Source organism: Agromyces albus (assembly GCF_030815405.1).
GTDB lineage: Bacteria > Actinomycetota > Actinomycetes > Actinomycetales > Microbacteriaceae > Agromyces > Agromyces albus_A.
The window spans coordinates 1,678,922-1,695,613 of record NZ_JAUSWX010000001.1; the positions used below are offsets into that span (position 1 = coordinate 1,678,922).

The 16,692-nt window shown below is 67.3% G+C and carries 17 protein-coding genes; 9 read left to right on the top strand and 8 right to left on the bottom strand.

Annotated features, from left to right (window positions below):
• Nucleotides 1-201 precede the first annotated feature (201 nt).
• Nucleotides 202-1,542, top strand: coding sequence for a hypothetical protein (locus tag QFZ29_RS07875; RefSeq protein WP_306893620.1), 1,341 nt, complete (start codon nt 202-204; stop codon nt 1,540-1,542).
• A complete protein-coding gene (locus QFZ29_RS07880; RefSeq protein ID WP_306893621.1) occupies nt 1,539-3,872 on the top strand; it encodes a hypothetical protein in 2,334 nt (777 codons plus the stop codon). Before QFZ29_RS07875 ends, QFZ29_RS07880 begins: the two co-directional genes overlap by 4 nt.
• Nucleotides 3,873-4,118: 246 nt before the next feature.
• On the opposite strand, the gene QFZ29_RS07885 is transcribed toward QFZ29_RS07880, so the two are convergent.
• A complete protein-coding gene (locus tag QFZ29_RS07885) occupies nt 4,119-5,039 on the bottom strand; it encodes an NAD(P)-dependent alcohol dehydrogenase (RefSeq protein ID WP_306893622.1) in 921 nt (306 codons plus the stop codon).
• 117 nt (nt 5,040-5,156) lie between these two features.
• On the opposite strand from QFZ29_RS07885, the gene QFZ29_RS07890 reads away from it, so the two are divergent.
• Nucleotides 5,157-5,558 carry a RidA family protein gene (locus tag QFZ29_RS07890; protein ID WP_306893623.1) on the top strand — a complete coding sequence of 134 codons (402 nt, stop codon included), beginning with the start codon at nt 5,157-5,159 and terminating at the stop codon, nt 5,556-5,558.
• 10 nt (nt 5,559-5,568) lie between these two features.
• Here QFZ29_RS07890 and QFZ29_RS07895 read toward each other — a convergent pair whose 3' ends face one another.
• Complete coding sequence (locus tag QFZ29_RS07895) at nt 5,569-5,997, bottom strand: hypothetical protein (RefSeq protein ID WP_306893624.1); 429 nt, start codon at nt 5,995-5,997, stop codon at nt 5,569-5,571.
• A 7-nt stretch (nt 5,998-6,004) separates the two neighbouring features.
• Entirely contained in the window at nt 6,005-6,751 is a 747-nt protein-coding gene (locus QFZ29_RS07900; protein ID WP_306893625.1) for an SDR family oxidoreductase, read from the bottom strand.
• Nucleotides 6,752-6,932: 181 nt separating this feature from the next.
• Here QFZ29_RS07900 and QFZ29_RS07905 point away from each other — a divergent pair, with 181 nt between their 5' ends.
• Nucleotides 6,933-7,541, top strand: coding sequence for an HdeD family acid-resistance protein (locus QFZ29_RS07905; RefSeq protein WP_306893626.1), 609 nt, complete (start codon nt 6,933-6,935; stop codon nt 7,539-7,541).
• A gap of 62 nt (nt 7,542-7,603) precedes the next feature.
• On the opposite strand, the gene QFZ29_RS07910 is transcribed toward QFZ29_RS07905, so the two are convergent.
• Complete coding sequence (locus QFZ29_RS07910) at nt 7,604-8,371, bottom strand: SDR family oxidoreductase (protein ID WP_306893627.1); 768 nt, start codon at nt 8,369-8,371, stop codon at nt 7,604-7,606.
• 139 nt (nt 8,372-8,510) lie between these two features.
• On the opposite strand from QFZ29_RS07910, the gene QFZ29_RS07915 reads away from it, so the two are divergent.
• The 5 genes from QFZ29_RS07915 (at nt 8,511) to QFZ29_RS07935 (ending at nt 11,692) form a co-directional block, all read left to right on the top strand.
• Nucleotides 8,511-8,981 (top strand): NfeD family protein, encoded by a 471-nt coding sequence (locus QFZ29_RS07915; RefSeq protein WP_306896653.1) that lies wholly within the window; start codon nt 8,511-8,513, stop codon nt 8,979-8,981.
• Between the two features lie 59 nt (nt 8,982-9,040).
• Entirely contained in the window at nt 9,041-9,511 is a 471-nt protein-coding gene (locus QFZ29_RS07920) for an NfeD family protein (protein ID WP_306893628.1), read from the top strand.
• A 33-nt stretch (nt 9,512-9,544) separates the two neighbouring features.
• A complete protein-coding gene (locus QFZ29_RS07925; protein WP_306893629.1) occupies nt 9,545-10,477 on the top strand; it encodes an SPFH domain-containing protein in 933 nt (310 codons plus the stop codon).
• 44 nt (nt 10,478-10,521) lie between these two features.
• Nucleotides 10,522-11,241, top strand: a complete 720-nt coding sequence (locus QFZ29_RS07930) for a glycerophosphodiester phosphodiesterase family protein (RefSeq protein WP_306893630.1) — start codon at nt 10,522-10,524, stop codon at nt 11,239-11,241.
• Between the two features lie 85 nt (nt 11,242-11,326).
• Nucleotides 11,327-11,692 carry an RNA polymerase-binding protein RbpA gene (locus tag QFZ29_RS07935; RefSeq protein WP_129520650.1) on the top strand — a complete coding sequence of 122 codons (366 nt, stop codon included), beginning with the start codon at nt 11,327-11,329 and terminating at the stop codon, nt 11,690-11,692.
• On the opposite strand, the gene lnt is transcribed toward QFZ29_RS07935, so the two are convergent.
• Genes lnt through QFZ29_RS07955 form a run of 4 tightly spaced genes read right to left on the bottom strand, consistent with a single transcriptional unit; the run spans nt 11,646 to nt 16,684 of the window.
• The gene (gene lnt, locus QFZ29_RS07940) at nt 11,646-13,232 is read right to left on the bottom strand and encodes an apolipoprotein N-acyltransferase (RefSeq protein WP_306893631.1); all 1,587 of its coding nucleotides are present in this window, start codon (nt 13,230-13,232) and stop codon (nt 11,646-11,648) included. The genes QFZ29_RS07935 and lnt overlap by 47 nt on opposite strands.
• A gap of 30 nt (nt 13,233-13,262) precedes the next feature.
• Complete coding sequence (locus tag QFZ29_RS07945; protein ID WP_306893632.1) at nt 13,263-15,692, bottom strand: DEAD/DEAH box helicase; 2,430 nt, start codon at nt 15,690-15,692, stop codon at nt 13,263-13,265.
• A 12-nt stretch (nt 15,693-15,704) separates the two neighbouring features.
• Entirely contained in the window at nt 15,705-16,457 is a 753-nt protein-coding gene (gene tatC, locus QFZ29_RS07950; protein WP_306896655.1) for a twin-arginine translocase subunit TatC, read from the bottom strand.
• Nucleotides 16,458-16,507: 50 nt separating this feature from the next.
• Complete coding sequence (locus tag QFZ29_RS07955; protein WP_373426195.1) at nt 16,508-16,684, bottom strand: twin-arginine translocase TatA/TatE family subunit; 177 nt, start codon at nt 16,682-16,684, stop codon at nt 16,508-16,510.
• Nucleotides 16,685-16,692: the final 8 nt, after the last annotated feature.

Sequence of the window (16,692 nt, forward strand, 5' to 3'; positions counted from 1 at the left end):
GATTGGTTGAACCAATCGGCACCGGTTGGTGTCCTCGCCGCTCTCGCCGAGTTGAAGCGTGAAGTGTAGCACAGCTCGCACGACCATGCAGCCTCCTACGGCAGTCCGGGGTGCGTGATAGGTGTGGTGTTTATACCCAAATCGACGACAGCGACGTTCCGGCCGAGCTGACTGACCGTGCGTCGTGGAGGAGAAATCATCATGGACGAGAAAAAGCGTGAGCCCCTCACGCCCGCAGAACTGGCCGACGAGGGCATCGTAGCCCTGCCAGACAAGGAAGTCGTCTCGATCCTGGACCTCGCCGCCGACATCGACCTGGCCATCGACGGCGCGGCGCCCATCGACCTGGCCGTGGCCCTCAATGCCAACGTCGTGGCGCCGATCGATGCAGCTGTCAGCGCCAACCTGCTTGCCGACGGCTCGACCGCCCAAGCGATGGCCGACCAGGGTGTGCAGATCACTCAGACGGTCGCCGCCGACGCGACAGCGACCGCGCTGCAGGACAGCACCATCGACCAGAGCGACACCGTCGTGGGCGGTGCGGTCCCCGCGGAGGGCGTCGGCGAGGCATCCACGCTGATGGCGCCCACCGAGCTCGCCGCTGCGTCTGCCGCGCCCGTGGACGGCAGCGTCGTGATCGACTCGGCCGGCAACATCATCGGCACGCTGGATACCGCGGCCGGCAACGTGGTGGCCCCTGACGGTTCGATCCTGGGCACGCTGAACGAGACGACAGGTGTCGTTCTCGACTCGGCGGGCAACCTGATCGGAACGGTCACCGACCTCGTCGATGGTGCCACCGTGGTTGGCTTGAACGGCAACGTCCTCGGCATCCTGGATGCGGCTACCGGCAACGTGCTCGACGCCACCGGCAACGTCGTGGGTGTGCTGGACCCGCTCACCGGCCAGGTGCTCGACACGGTCGGGAATGTGCTGGGCACGGTGACCGACTTCCTGGACGGCACCACCGTCCTGGACTCCGCTGGCAACGTGATCGGCATCCTCGACGGTGCGACCGGCAACGTGGTCAACTCGCTGGGCAACGTCATCGGTGTGCTGAACCCGATCACCGGCCAAGTCCTGGACGCGGCGGGGAACATCCTTGGAACGATCGGCGAGGTGGTCGACGACGTCACCGACGCACTGACGAGGCTCAACACTGGCGACTTGCTCAAGGGCGACCTGCTCAACGTCGACGTCAACGTCGACCTGGACGCCGATCTGGCAGCGCCGATCAACGGCGCCATCGCGGCGAACGCCAACGTCGCGGCGCCCATCGATGCGTCGGTGGCTGCGAACATCCTGTCGGAGAACTCGGAAGCGACCGCGATCGCGCAGCAAACCGCCATCATCACGCAGAGCATCACCGGGAACGCGGACGGCCTCTCCGACCAGATCTCCGACATCGACCAGTCGTCGCTGGAGCCGGTCGACACCGATACCGCGTCGACCGACGATCCCGCCATCGCCAGTGCACCGGTGGCGCAGGAGCCGGCCCCTGCCGCCGAGACGGTCGACCCGGCTGACGACACCACGCCGTGACCACGCTGATCGACGCCCCCACCCGCGTCGACGGCGTCCAGCTCATCGGGGACATGGTGGGGTCCGGATACCGGACCCCGCCTGCCCTGGTGAGGCGGGGAGACGGGCAGGTTCTCCAACTCACCCCGCTGCTCTACCTCGTGCTGAACGCCGCCGACGGCAGTCGCAGCTCTGCGGAGATCGCGGCGGTAGTCGGTCGCGCACTGGGCCGCAGCGTCTCCGAAGCGGACGTCGTCGCGTTGGTGAACCGCCACCTGCGGCCGCTCGGTCTTGTGCTCGGGGCCGACGGCTCGGCGCCCGAGCTGAAACGCTCGGACCCGCTTCTCGGCCTCAAGCCCAAGGTTGCGGTGACCAGCCCGAGCGTCACCCGCCGGCTGACCGATCCGTTCCGGTTCCTCTTCCGGTCCGTGGTGGTCCTGCCCGTGCTGGTTGCATTCTTCGCTGTAGTGATCTGGGTGTTTTTCGAGCGGGGCCTGGGCGCCTCAGCGTACGAGGCCTTCGAGCGCCCGCACCTGCTCGTGCTGGTCTTCGTGGTGACGGTGATCTCCGGTGGCCTGCACGAGTTCGGGCACGCCGCTGCGAACCGCTACAGCGGTGGCGTGCCCGGCTCGATGGGGGCCGGTTTCTTCCTGGTCTGGCCTGCCTTCTACACCGACGTCACCGACAGCTACCGGCTGGATCGGGTGGGACGGCTCCGAACCGACCTCGGCGGTCTGTACTTCAACGCGGTCGTCGTGGTGCTCACCTTCGCGTGGTGGTGGGTCACAGGCTGGGAGGCCCTGCTTCTGCTGGTGGCCACGCAGATCCTGCAGATGGTGACGCAATTGCTGCCCCTGCTGCGATTCGATGGGTATCACGTGCTCGCCGACGTGGCGGGTGTCCCTGACCTCTACCACCGCATCAAGCCCACCCTGATGGGGCTGCTGCCCCACCGCTGGAACTCCCCTGATCAGCGGATACTGACGCCCCGTGCGCGGGTGCTCATCACGCTGTGGGTGCTCGTGACCGTTCCTCTGATGGCGTTCATGCTCTACGCCATGGTGCGGGCCGTGCCCCGCCTGCTGGGAAGTGCCGGGGCCGCCTTGGAGGAAGACGCGACCGCCGTCGCCGAAGCGGCCGGCGGTGGTCGATTCCTCGACGTTGCAGGCCACGGGCTCGAGGCACTGGGGGTCGTTCTGCCTGTGCTGGCCTGCGCCCTCGTGCTCGGACGAATGGGGTTCCGGCTCGCTGGCCGACTGGTCGGATGGAGCCGCGGCTCGGCGCGCAAGCGGGTCGCGGCCGCTACCCTGGGCGCGGTCGTGATCGGCGGCCTGGCCTGGGCCTGGTGGCCCGACCCGGGCACCTACCGGCCCATCCAGCCAGACGAGCGGGGAACCCTCACTGCGCTCCTCCCGTGGCAGCCCACGGCGCAGCGCGACGGGGTCGGCCCGCCCTCGAGCTCGAGTGCCCCGCCAGGCACGGCGGCGGAGACCAGGCTGTCCAGCGATCAGTCACTCGTTGCAGTATTCGAGGAGGGCACGGCACTGCCCACCAATGAGGATCCGGTGCTCGCCATGGTGCTCGTCCCAACAGACGACTCGAACGGCTCCGGCAGCGCACCAGAGGACACTTGGGTCTTCCCCTTCAACAAGCCACTTCCGCCTGCCGAAGGTGACAATCAGGCCCTCGCCGTGGCCACGGAGGACGGCTCTGTCATCTACGACCTCGCGTTCGCACTGGTCTGGGCGGATGGTGACGAGGTCCTCAACGTCAACGAAGCGCACGCCTATGCGTCCTGTTCGGACTGCGTGGCCGTCGCGGTCGCATTCCAGGTCGTGCTGATCATGGAGGACGCGCAGGTCGTGGTACCGCAGAACCTCGCCGTCGCGGCGAACTACGACTGCTACAACTGCATCACCGCAGCCATCGCCAACCAGCTCGTCCTGTCCGTTGCCGGCGAGCCGGGCGATGAGCAGCTCAATGCGCTCGGCGAAGTCTGGAATGAACTTGTCCAATTCGCGCAGGGCATCACGTCGTACACGCTCACCGAGATCATCGAACAGCTCGAAGCCTTCAGTACGGAGATCGTCGAAATCCTCGAAGACGCACCGCCGGTCCAGTCGGCAGCGGATCCCCCACCCGCGGAAACGCCGGCGCCCTCCACGCAGGAACCCTCGACGGGCATTCCGTCACCGACTTCTGACCCGAGCGCGCCGCCGCCGACGCCTGCACCCGAACCGGCCCCGTCTCCGGAGACCACGCCGGCACCTGAGCCGGCCCCGTCTCCAGAACCCACACCTGCACCCGAGCCCGCCCCGTCTCCGCAGTCCTCACCGGAGCCCACACCGTAGTCGGCGACGTCGGCCAGCAGCTCGTCGTGGCTGCCTCGACAGGGTGGCGAAGGCCGACGTACACCCCTTACGAGAACGAGTGAGGTCCGGCCGACGTAACCGACAAGATACAAGATCGGAGTTGCCGTCACCCGCGCTGACATCGCCGCGTTCGCCGCCTCGCAGGTCAGCAACGACACCTACCTCAATCGCGCACCCGCGATCAGCAATTGAACCTTGTATTGAGCCGACGAACTCGATGGGGCTCTATGGCGTGACGACCACCTTGCCGAGTGCGCGCCCCTCACCAACGTGGGTGAGCGCCTGCGGCACCTCGTCGAGCGGGAAGACACGGTCGATGTGGATGCGAACGTCGCCGGCGACGCACCGCCCAGCGACGGGCTCGAAGTGCTCGGGCCCCTGCCTCGCAACCATGACCCCCATCCGGCGCCCGGTGAGGAGTGCGATCGCCGCCCCGACCGTCACGACCCGCAGCAGTGCTCGAACCGATCCACCGACACAGAGGTAGCGGCCGCCGGGCGCCAATGCCCTTCGGTAGGCGAACACGGATCGGTGGGCGACGAGATCGAGCACGAGATCGTACGGTTCGAACCGGGTGAAGTCCTCGCTGCGATAGTCGATCGCTTCGTCGGCGCCGAGCTCTCGAATAAAGTCAAGTTTTCCTGCGTTGTCGACGCCGGTCACGTGTGCCCCGGAGCGCGAGGCGAGCTGGATGGCGAATGAGCCTGCGCCGCCGCCTGCCCCGTTGATCAGCACGCGTAGCCCGGGGCGAGAACGGGCAGTGCCCTGAAGGGCGATCGCGCCGGCCTGGGGCAGGGTCGAGGCCTCGGCGAACGTCAACTCCCGAGGCTTGCGAGCGAGCGCCGCCTCGGGTGCCACCGCGAACTCGGCGAAACCGCCCATGAGTCCCAGGTTGTCTCCGTACACCTCGTCGCCCACCACGAAACCGGTGACGCCCGAGCCGACGGCTGCGACGCGACCGGCGATGTCCGATCCGAGCACGCGATGCGAAGGGGTTCGCAGTCCCCCGAACCGCGCGTATGCCGGGCTTCCGGTCAGGCTCTCCCAGTCCGAGAGATTGACGGATGTCGCGGCGACCTCGATGAGCACCTGCTTCGCGCCCGGCGACGGCACCGGCACCTCCTCGACCCTCAGTTGGTCAGGCAAGCCGTACCGGTCATAGACCACGGCTCTCATGCTGGTCGGCCGTCTCGACATGCGAGTCAGTGTACGCCGAGGGCGGGGGCCGCCCCCGGTGTCGGTGGTCTGTGCGATCGTACGGGCATGGCAGCCATCCAGCGCATCCGTCCCGAAGGGCTCGTCTCGAGCCCGGCTTTCAGCCACGTGGCCATCGTGCCGCCCGGCGCGACCACCATCTACGTCGGCGGTCAGAACGCGGTCGACGCCGACGGCTCGCTCGTCGGCGAGGGCGACGTGGCCGCGCAGTCTGTCCGCGCCCTCGAGAACGCGAAGACCGCACTCGCCGCGGCCGGTGCGACCCTCGGCGACGTCGTCCAGTGGACGGTGCTCTTCGTCGACGGCGTCGATCTCGCGGCGGGGTACGGAGCGATCGCATCCGATCTCGCGTCCGATCAGCCGGCCCTGGTGACCGCGGCTCGTGTCGCCGGGCTGGGCGTGCCCGGCGCGCTCGTCGAGATCAGCGCGGTCGCCGCCGTGCTGCGATGATTCAGGTTGCCTATACGACGGCGTACTCTTCCGCTGCACCGGAGCGCTTCTTCGCGAGATGGTGCGATCTCGCGACACACCCCGAGTGGTCCTCCAGCATGGAGTTCCTGCGGCTTGATGAACCGTTCGCCATTGGGGCGCGTGGACTGCTCAAGGCCGAAGGTGGTGACCCTGCCCCATTCATGATCACGCCGTCGAAAGCGGCCGCATCTATGCCGACACGACGTTCCTGGACGGGGCCGACCTCACGGTCCGTCACGAGGCTCATCCTCTCGGCGATGGGAGCCACATCGTCTTGCTCGCCAAGGTGGAAGGACCGCGAGAACGAGAACTGGCCCGCCGGTTTGGACAGGATGTGCAGCACAGCCTCGAAACTGACCTTGCCTCTCTCGTACGGCTGCTCGACGGAGAAGCCTGACCCCGGGTGGGTCTCCCCCACAGCCGCATCAGACCGAGAACCCGCCATCGCTCTTGATGAGCTGGCCCGAGATCCATCTCCCCTGTGGCGACACCAGGAAGCTCACGATGTCGGCCGTATCGTTCGGCGTTCCCAGCCGCCCGCTCGGCTGCTGAGCCGTCAATGCGTCGCGAACCTCGTCGCTCATCCAACCCGTGTCGATCGGTCCGGGGTTCAACGCATTCGCTCTGATGCCGAGCGATCCGAGTTCACGTGCTGCGGCGACCACGATACGGTCGAGCGCGCCCTTGCTCGCCCCATAGGGAAGGTTGCCGACCACATGGTCGCTCGTGAGTGCCACGATGGCTCCCCCGTCAGAGGGCACCTGACGAGCGAACGCGCCGATGAGCAACCACGCAGCTCGCGTGTTCACAGCGAAGTGCCGATCGAAGCTCTCGAGCGAGGTATCGAGGATGCCCGAATCGTGCGACTCGGCGTGGGACAGCACGAGCGCCGACGCGGGACCAAGGTCGGTGTTCGCGCGGTCGATCAGTTCGCCTGGAGCGCGTGCGTCAGCAAGGTCGGCTTCCACCGCCAGTACTCGCCGACCTGTTGCCTTGAGCTCGTCGTCGATCTCTTGCGGATCGGTGCCGTCGCCCAGCCCCTCTCGGACGTCGTACGGTCGCCAGTAGTTGATCGCGATGTCCCAGCCCTCGGACGCGAGCCGCAACGCGATCGCGCGCCCGATTCCCTTGCTGCGTCCGACGCCGGTGATGCACGCGACACGATGTCCCACTCGTGCAGTCTTCCATGCGATCCGACTTACATGAGTCACCGCGAAATAAGTGGCCGGTTCAGGGTGACCCGTCCCCCGCCCCGACACGCGGCGAGGCTCGGGGCAGACATCCACCCAGCAGCCGATGGTGAGCAATACCCTGATGCTGCACGTCTCATGTTGTCGCCAGAAGGGACACTCCATGTCTGCTCCGCAGCCCAGCGCGATGTTCGCCTCGTTCTCTCTTGACGCCTCCAACCTGTCGAAGCCCGTCATCAACACGGTGCGCACGATGCTCGGCATCACCGGCGCCACGGCGCTCATCATCGGCCTGTTGATCACGTTCTGGCCGAAGGACTCGGCTGTTGTCCTCACGGTGATGCTCGCGATCTACCTCGTGATCGTCGGCATCGCCTACGTGGGTCTCGGCATCTTCTCGAGAGGCATCTCCGGCGGCGCGAGGGCCTTGGACGTCATCCTCGGCATCCTGTTCATCGTCGGCGGCATCCTCGCCTTCGCGAATCTCGCCGCGACCGCCGTCTTCCTCGCGATCTTCATCGGCGTGCTCATCGGCGTCCTGTGGATCGTCGAAGGCGTCGTCGCCCTCGCACAGCTCGGAGATGCCCCGTCGAGGGGATGGGCGATCTTCTTCGGCATCCTCAGCATCATCGCCGGAATCGTGTTGCTCTTCTCGCCGCTCTGGGCTGCGATCGTGCTGTTCATCATCGCCGGCATCAGCCTCATCGTGCTCGGCATCATGCAGCTCGTGCGGGCGTTCACATTCGGTCGCGGGGCACCGGCGACGGTGTGACGCTCGGCGAACGAAGATGAGGCCGGCCGGATGCTCCGGGCCGGCCTCAGCACGTCAGCGGGTCACACTTCGCGGTTGAACCCCGAGGTGTCCCCCACGTAGCGGGTGTGCTCGGCCGGTACCGGCTCCACCGCAGCGGAAGCCACCTCGGCGGCGAACTCCGACACGTTGAAGAGACGACCCGCGTCTTGCTTGCGAGCCTCGATCGCACCGGGATTGGCTCGCTCGAGCAGGGTCGCGGTGATCGTGCCCTCGATCATGTCGCCGGAGACGACCACGAACTCGAATCCGGCCGCCTCGATGGCGGGGATCTTCTCGCGCAGCGCGTCTTCACCGGCACGCTTCGACAGCGCGACCGGCTCGTACTCGGGCATTGTCGGCGTCGTGCGGATGAAATGCGCCTGGTGGCTGGTGACGAACACGATGCGAGCACCGTCGGCGAGGTGCGGGAGTGCTCCGTCGACGACGTTCACCTGCGCGTCGCGGTTGAGGCGCATCGCGTAGTCCTCCCCCATGCCGGACTCCATGCCGCCGGAGGCATTCAAGACGAGGATGTCGATGGGGCCGAGTTCGGCCACTGTGCGCTCGAACATCGCAGCGACGGATGCGGGATCCGTCAGGTCGGCCCCCACCGCGATCGCCCGGCCGCCGGCAGCGACGATCTCGTCGACGAGCTTCGCTGCCCTGGCCTCCTTGTTGCGGAAGTTGACGACGACGGCGGCACCTGCGCCGGCGAGGTAGCGCACCGTGTCGGCGCCGATGCCGCGCGACGAACCCGTCACGAGGGCGACACGCCCGGTGAGCGAATCGGGGGCGAGTGGGTTGGTCACGAGTCGACTCCTCGAAGCTTCGGAATTGGGACCGTCGGTCCGCGGGCAGGACGCCGAACCGAGACTATCAACTCCCCCGGTCGCCTCTCCGCCCTGCTAGTTTCGGAACGGTGGCGGGTGCGAAGGAGGGCAATTGGATGTGCTGACCCAGTACGCCTGGATCGTCTGGCTGGTCTTGATCCTCGCGTTCGCCACGATCGAGGTCTTCACGCTCGAGATGACGTTCCTGATGATGGCGTTCGGCAGCGTCGCCGGCCTCCTCTCAGGCCTCTTCGGCGTTCCCTGGTGGGCCCAGTTCCTCATCGCGGCGGTCGTCTCTGTGGCACTCATGGTGACCCTTCGGCCGCCGCTGCTCAGGCTCCTCCGCCGCGGCGGCGATCCGGCGCGCAGCAATGTCGACGCGCTCATCGGTGCCGACGGATCGGTTGTGCGTACCGTCACCCCGTCGGGCGGCCAGGTTCGTCTCCAGAATGGAGAGGTCTGGACGGCTCGCCTGTCCCCCATCACCGAGCAGCCGGATGTCTCCGTGGGCGACCGCGTGCTCGTCACCGGCGTCGACGGCGCGACCGCGGTGGTCGTCCCCATCGAGCGCAGCACGCCGAACGCATAGGGGTCCCCGCCGGAGCTCCGGTGATAGGTTCAGCACAGAGATGTCGAAGGGGCGATCGAATGGTGGACCTCACCCAGTACGTCTGGATCGCGTGGCTCATCCTGATCCTCATCGCCGTGATCATCGAACTTCTGACACTCGAGTTCACCTTCCTCATGATCGCCTTCGGTTCGGTCGCCGGCCTCGGCGCCAATCTCCTCGGCTGGGAATGGTGGGTGCAGTTCCTCGTGGCCGCCGCCGTCTCGGTGTTGCTCCTCCTCACCATCCGCCCCGTCATGCTCCGCTACTTGCGCCGGGGGGCGGACCCGGCACTGAGCAACATCGCGGCACTGCATGGGATGTCGGGGCGAGTCGTCTCCCCCGTGGCAGACACGACCGGGCTCGTCAAGCTTGCCAACGGCGAGACGTGGACGGCGCGCCTCGCACCCGAATCCGCCCAGCGCCTCATCGACACCGGGGCATCCGTTCGGGTCGTCCTCGTCGACGGCGCGACCGTCGTCATCGTTCCGCTCGAGCGCGACAGCGCCTGAAGTCCCGTTCGTACAACCGCAGAGGAGTTCACCATGATCGGCATCGAGGGATTCGTCGGCCAGATCTTCGTCATCGCGCTGCTGATCGTCGTCGGGATCTTCGTATTGGTCGTGCTGGTTCGCGCGATCCGCATCATCCCGCAGGCATACGCCGGCGTCGTCGAGCGGCTCGGCCGCTATCACAAGACCCTCATGCCGGGCTTGAACATCCTCGTGCCGTTCATCGATCGCGTGCGTCCGCTCGTCGACATGCGTGAGACCGTCGTCTCGTTCCCTCCACAGCCGGTCATCACCGAAGACAACCTGGTCGTGTCGATCGATACCGTCGTCTACTTCCAGGTCACGGATGCCAGGGCTGCGACGTATGAGATCGCGAACTATCTCGGTGCGGTCGAACAGCTGACCACCACGACGCTCCGAAACGTCGTCGGCGGATTGAATCTCGAAGAGGCGCTCACGTCACGCGACAACATCAACGGGCAGCTTCGCGTCGTGCTCGATGAAGCCACCGGCAAGTGGGGCATCCGCGTCTCCCGTGTCGAGCTCAAGGCGATCGACCCGCCCCACTCGATTCAGGACTCGATGGAGAAGCAGATGCGCGCCGAGCGCGACCGCCGCGCACTGATCCTCACTGCGGAGGGAACCAAGCAGTCTGCGATCCTCACCGCCGAGGGTGCCCGTCAGGCCGCGATCCTCGAGGCCGAGGGGTATGCGCAAGCGGCCGTGCTTCGGGCGCAGGGTGAGGCGGAGGCGATCCTCAAGGTCTTCGAGGCCATTCACAAGGGCGACCCCGATCCCAAGCTCCTCGCCTACCAATACCTGCAGACGCTCCCCCAGATCGCGCAGGGCGAGTCGAACAAGCTCTGGATCGTGCCGAGCGAGCTCACCGAGGCGCTGAAGGGCATCGGGCGGGCGTTCGTGCCGCCGCAGGCCGGCCCGAACGACCCAGCGCCGCCGCGGAGCTGACGTCGCGCGTGGCCTCCACGTACTTCGAACCACCGGGGCCGCGGGTGCTCGCTCATCGCGGCTTCGCGGTCGACGCGCCTGAGAACACGCTCCTCGCGTTCGAGAATGCGGTCGCCATCGGTGTGCAGTACATCGAGACCGACGTGCATGTCAGTCGCGACGAAATGGCGGTCGTCGCGCATGACCCATCGCTCCAGCGCGTCGCCGGTCGAGACATCGCGGTGGCGCAACTCGCGATGGCCGAGCTCGGCCGAGTCGACCTCGGTCGAGGTCAGAGCTTCTGCTCGCTCGAAGAGGCACTCGACGCCTTCCCCGAGACGCGTTTCAACATCGATGTGAAAGTCGAGCGGGCGGTCGAGCCCGTGGTCTCTGCGGTGAAGCGCACCGGAGCCGAGTCGCGCGTGCTGCTGACGAGTTTCTCCGAGCGGCGCCGGCTCCGGCTCGCGTCGCTCGTGCCCGGCGTCGCCACGTCGGCGGGCAGCGCCGGGGTCATCCGTGCCCGCGTCGCCGCATTCGCCGGGCCGGAGGCTCGACTCATTCGCGCGCTGCGCGGTGCCGGCGCCCTGCAGATTCCCGAGCGCTCGGGCAGGGTTCGGCTCGTCACCGCCCGCTTCGTGGCGGCGGTCCAACGCGCCGGCAGCGAGGTGCACGTGTGGACGGTCAACGACGGTGCGGACATGGCGCGATTGCTCGATCTCGGCATCGACGGACTCGTCACCGATCGCGCGGACCTCGCGCTCGACGTCGTCGCCTCTCGAAGCTGAGAATTCCCCGGCAATCCATCAGCCCGCGGGAAGGGAATGCCCAGCTTGATCGTCTATACCTAGAGAGGATCGAGAGGAGTACGCCATGGCGGACAGGAGCCTTCGGGGCATGCGAATCGGCGCCCAGAGCCTGCAGAGTGAGGACGGCGTCGTCTTCGCCGACCGTGCAGACTACACCTACCGTTGCGAGGTGTGCGGCCGCGAGACGGTGATGACGTTCTCGACCGAGGCTGAGCTCCCCGAGACCTGGGAGTGTCGCTTCTGCGGTGCAGCCGCGACGCTGCTCGTCGACTCGAAGCCGGTCGAGATCGACCGTTCGGGTGAGAAGGTCGCCCGAACCCACTGGGACATGCTGCTCGAGCGCCGCACGCGCGCCGAGCTCGAAGAGTTGCTCGAGGAGCGGCTCAACTACCTGCGAGCCCGTCGGGGTCAGCAGAAGATCGGCGCGTAGACGCGAACCACGCCGCGGCAGCTCGCCGTTTCGCGAGGGCTGCCGCGGCGACCAGCCCGCCCAGCGCGCTGATGATGACGAGGAACGGGATGCCGCCGCCCATCGCGACCGCGGGCGTCAGGCCTTCACGAAGCTCGACCTCGGTCACCATCGCCCCCGGCTTGTAGGCGGGCAGTAAGTCGATGGTGCGCCCCGACGGATCGATCACCTGGCTCGTGCCGACGGTCGAGATGTTCACGACGGAGCGCCCGGTCTCGATCGCACGGAGCCGCGCGATCGCCAACTGCTGTTGGTTCTCGTCGGTGTTGCGGAAGTCGGCGTTGTTGGTCTGGAACATGTAGAGCTCGGCACCCTCGCGCGCCCCTTGCCAGATGAGCTCGTCGTAGATCACGTCGAAGCAGATCGCAAGTCCGGTCACGGCATCGCCGAGATCGAAAACGGGCGGGTTGGTGCCTGGGGTGTAGCCGCGCTGGATCAGCCCGACGAGGTCGGGGGCGAGCGATTCGTAGAACCACCGATCCGGGATGTACTCCCCGAAGGGCACTGGGTTGCGCTTGTCGTAGCTCGCGACCGCCCCCTCCCCTGCGCGCCAGAGCAGGGAGGTGTTGAAGAACTTCTCGTCGATGCTCGTCACGGTATTGAGGATGACGGGAGCATCGAGGCGCTCGCTCAGCGAATCGAAGATGCGCGCGGCCTCCGTGCTTCGCATGGGATCGACGTCTGAGCCACCCTCGGGCCACAGGAGCACGTCGACTCCCGACTCATCGAGGATCGGTTCGGTCGCCTCGAGCTGCGCGGCGAGGACGCCTCCGGGTGACCGTTCGTCGAAGTATCCGGCAGGCCCGTCGCCCTGCACGCTCGCCACCGTGAGTTCTCCGTTGGGCGTCGTCGGCCACGCGGGGATCACCATCGCGATGAGGATGACCGCCGCAACCGGCACGGCGGTGCGCAGGTCGCGCCAGCCTCGCAACCGCACCCACTCGATGAGCGCGGCAACGATCGCAACCATCACGAGACTGAGCCCGGTCGAGCCGATCCAGGAGACCACGTCGGCGAACGGGCTCTCGGACTGGCTGAGCGCGGCTCGGCCCCACGGGAAGCCGCCATAGGGTATTGATCCCGTCGCAGCTTCGCGCACGCACCACAGGCCCGCGACGAGGAGCGGCAGCCACACCAGTCGCACCCATCGCGACGGACTGGCCTGCGGCAGCCATCGGTAGGCGAGCGTGATGAGCACCGCCCCCGCCGCGACGAAGGTCGACTCGAGGAACGAGAGCGCGAGCCACGGCACGGGCCCGAGGTACAGCGAGGTCCACGACACCTGCAGCAGGTAGAACGTCAAGCCGAAGGCGAAACCCACGAGCAGCGCCGACCACGAAGAACGGCCGATCAGGCTGACGAGGGCGAGGGCGATGCCGAGGAATGCGAGCGGCCAGGCGCTCGCGCCGGGAAAGCCGAGGTCGTAGACGGCGCCGCCGGCGATTGCCACGAGAACGGCGGCCCAAGTCGGCAGCACGGGACGCTGGAGGTTCTCGGGCACTCGTTCAGCCTAAGCGACGCGCGGGCGTGATCAGCCCAGCGAGCCGTACGCCACGACGCCGCGCCGCACCGTGTCGATCGCGGCGCGAGCGGTCGCCCCGAGCTCGGCATCGGCGACGATCGACACCTGGTCGAGCAAGTCGACCACTTGCTTCGTGAGGCGCACGAAATCGCCCGCAGCAAGCTCGGTGTCGTCGAGCACGTTGCCGAGTGCGGCGCCGCGCGCCCACGCGTACATCGCCGACGAGAGGGCCGGCGACGGTTGCTCGCTGCCCGCGAGTCGATGTTCGCGCTCGAGCTGGTCGAGGTCGCTCCAGACGTCGAGCGTTCGCTCGAACGCCTCACGGAATCCGGCGCGCGGCAAACGGAACTGCTCGCCGCGGTCGTCGCGGCGCGGCTCGTAGACGAGCGCCGCGGCCATTGCGGCGAGGCCTGCGGTGTCGAGACCGTCCCACAACCCGCGGCGCAGCGACTCGGCCACCAGCAGGTCACGCTCGCCATAGATGCGCTTCAGGATGCGGCCCGCCGAGGTCGACACGAGGGCGCCGTGCTTGTCGTACTCGAGGTACCGGAGGGCCTCGAGCACCTCGGCGACCCGGTCGAATCGCTTGGCGACCTGCCCGGTGCGGGTGCGGATCTGTCGCGACAACTGCTCGTGCTCCTGCTTCAGTCGCCACCATCGTTCGGCCCACCGTGCGTGCTGCTCGCGCTCAGCGCACCCATGGCATGGGTGCCCGCGCATCGCCTTGCGTGCAGCCGTGAGCTCACGCTGCATCCGTTCGCGCTGGCCGTGCGAGGGGTTGCCTTTCGACGCCTGCCGCTCGAGCTCGCCGATGCGCCGCCGCAGTGCCGCGTACTCGCCGAAGTCGCCGAGGTGACACCGCATCGCCTCCTCGAATCCGACCATCGACTCCTCTTGCTTGCGCAGGGTGCGAGCGAGGTCGACGACGGCGCGGTCGGCCTGGAACTGCGCGAACGAGAGCTCGAGGATCTGGCGGGTGCGCTCGCGCCCGAACTGGTCGATGAGGTTGACAGCCATGTTGTACGTCGGCTTGAAGCTCGAGTTCATCGGGTAGCTTCGTCGCGAGGCGAGCGAGGCGACCGATTCGGGGTCGAGCCCGTCGACCCACTGGATCACCGAGTGCCCCTCGACGTCGATGCCGCGCCGGCCTGCGCGGCCCGTCAGCTGGGTGTACTCCCCCGGTGTGATCGGCACTCGCGCTTCGCCGTTGAACTTCTCGAGCTTCTCGAGCACGACGGAGCGCGCCGGCATGTTGACGCCGAGCGCGAGCGTCTCGGTCGCGAACACGACCTTCAGGAGCTTCCGCTGGAAGAGGTCTTCGACGATCTCCTTGAAGGCCGGCAGCATGCCCGCGTGGTGCGCTGCGACGCCCCGTTCGAGGCCCTCGAGCCACTCCCAGTAACCGAGCACGGCGAGATCCTCGTCGCGCAGCATCCGTGCCCGCTCCTCGACGATCGCCCTGATCTCGGCGCGTTCGTGCGATTCGGTGAGCCGGATGCCGGATTGCAGCACCTGACGAACGGCCTGGTCGCAGCCCGCCCGCGAGAAGATGAACACGATCGCCGGGAGCAGGTTCTTGCCCTGCAGGAGCGCGACCACCTCTGGCCGGTCGGCGCGCCCGCTGCCCTGGCCAGGCTGGTGGTACCGGCCACGATCGCCGCCGCGGCGGCCGCGCTCGGATCGCGCCGTGATGGAGCGGCCGCCGGCACGCGCGAGGCGCTGGAGTTCGGGGTTCACCCGATGCGTCGCCACCGGGCCTGAAGAATCGAAGAGGTCGAGCAGCTTCGCCTTCACGAGCACATGCTGCTCAAGAGGCACCGGTCGCTCCTCGGAGACGATCACGTCGGTGTCGCCGCGCACCGCCTGCAACCAGTCGCCGAATTCCTCGGCATTCGACACGGTCGCGCTCAGTGAGACGAGCCGCACGGCCTCGGGGAGGTGGATGATCACCTCCTCCCAAACGGCACCGCGGAATCGGTCGGCGAGGTAGTGCACCTCGTCCATGACCACATACGCGAGCCGATCGAGGAGCGGCGAGTCGGCGTAGAGCATGTTGCGGAGCACCTCGGTGGTCATGACCACGATGCGCGCGCTCGAGTTGATGTTCGTGTCACCCGTGAGCAGGCCGACCTTGTCGGCACCCCACGTGTCGACGAACTCCTGGTACTTCTGGTTGCTGAGCGCCTTGATCGGCGTGGTGTAGAAGACCTTCTCGTCGCGGGCCTGCATAGCCAGGTAAAGGGCGAACTCGGCGACGATCGTCTTACCGGCACCGGTGGGCGCCGCGACGAGGACGCTGCGCCCCTCGTCGAGCGATGCGCACGACGCGCGCTGGAACGGGTCGAGCTCGAACCGGAGCCCGGCGGCGAACTCTGCGAGCCGAGGCTGGCGGCGTTCCTGACGCGAAAGCGCGTAGCGCTCGGACGGCGAGAGGCTCATCACCCCTCCAGCCTAGACAGCCGCCCCGAATTCGCGCGCGTTGCGCCGTTCGACACGGCGATCGTGCAAATGGGCGATGAACCACGCCGCGAAGTACAGCGCGATCATCGGGATCGCCAGCATGAACATCGACACGATGTCGGCCGACGGCGTCGCGATGGCCGTGAAAAGCACGATCACGAGGATCGCGACCCGCCACGACTTGATGATCGCCGCGGCGCTGAGAATGCCCGCGGCATTCAACAGCACGATGAAGACCGGCACGACGAAGGCGACGCCGATCGCGACCACGAGCTTCAGGACGAAGTCGATGTACTCCTTCGCGGTCAGGAGCGACAATGCACCTTCGGGCACGAAGCCCGTCATGAGCTTGACGATGTTCGGCAGTACGAACCATCCGGCCGCACAGCCAGCGAAGAACAGCGGGATCGCCGTCGCGAAGAAGGCGAGCGTGAAGCGGCGTTCACGCTTGTTCAGCCCCGGCACGAGGAATGCGAAGATCTGGTACAGCCACACCGGGCTCGAGATCACGAGACCGAGCGTGAACGCGATCTGCAGGAGCAGGTCGAACCCGCTCGAAATCGTCGGGAAGATGATCGTCGTGTCGGAGCCCTGCGCCTCGGCCACGCGCTGCACGGGCTCCTGGATCGCGTCCCAGACGAACAGGTCGGTGAGCCACCACCCGAGACCCGCGCCGACGACGATTGCGATCGCGGAGATGAAGAGGCGTTTGCGGAGCTCGATCAGGTGCTGACCGAGCGACATCCGCTTCTCGCGGTTCTTCTCGCCGCGATCTTTCATCGCGGTCACCGGAGTCAGGACTTCTTGCCGGAATCCGGCTCTTCGGAGCTGGCCGGCGCGTCGCCTGCGGCGGGCGCTTCGCCGTCAACCTTGTCGGAGCGCACCTCGCTCTTCAGGATCTTCATCGACTGGCCGAGGCTGCGCGCGAGCGCGGGGAGCTTGGGCGCGCCGAAGAGCAGCAGGATGACCACGAGGATGA

Coding starts and splice junctions, on each gene's coding strand:
- QFZ29_RS07875 (WP_306893620.1), top strand. CDS start 202: ATGGACGAGAAAAAGCGTGAGCCCCTCACGCCCGCAGAACTGGCCGAC.
- QFZ29_RS07890 (WP_306893623.1), top strand. CDS start 5,157: ATGGCAGCCATCCAGCGCATCCGTCCCGAAGGGCTCGTCTCGAGCCCG.
- QFZ29_RS07905 (WP_306893626.1), top strand. CDS start 6,933: ATGTCTGCTCCGCAGCCCAGCGCGATGTTCGCCTCGTTCTCTCTTGAC.
- QFZ29_RS07920 (WP_306893628.1), top strand. CDS start 9,041: ATGGTGGACCTCACCCAGTACGTCTGGATCGCGTGGCTCATCCTGATC.
- QFZ29_RS07925 (WP_306893629.1), top strand. CDS start 9,545: ATGATCGGCATCGAGGGATTCGTCGGCCAGATCTTCGTCATCGCGCTG.
- QFZ29_RS07935 (WP_129520650.1), top strand. CDS start 11,327: ATGGCGGACAGGAGCCTTCGGGGCATGCGAATCGGCGCCCAGAGCCTG.
- QFZ29_RS07945 (WP_306893632.1), bottom strand. CDS start 15,692: ATGAGCCTCTCGCCGTCCGAGCGCTACGCGCTTTCGCGTCAGGAACGC.
- tatC (WP_306896655.1), bottom strand. CDS start 16,457: ATGTCGCTCGGTCAGCACCTGATCGAGCTCCGCAAACGCCTCTTCATC.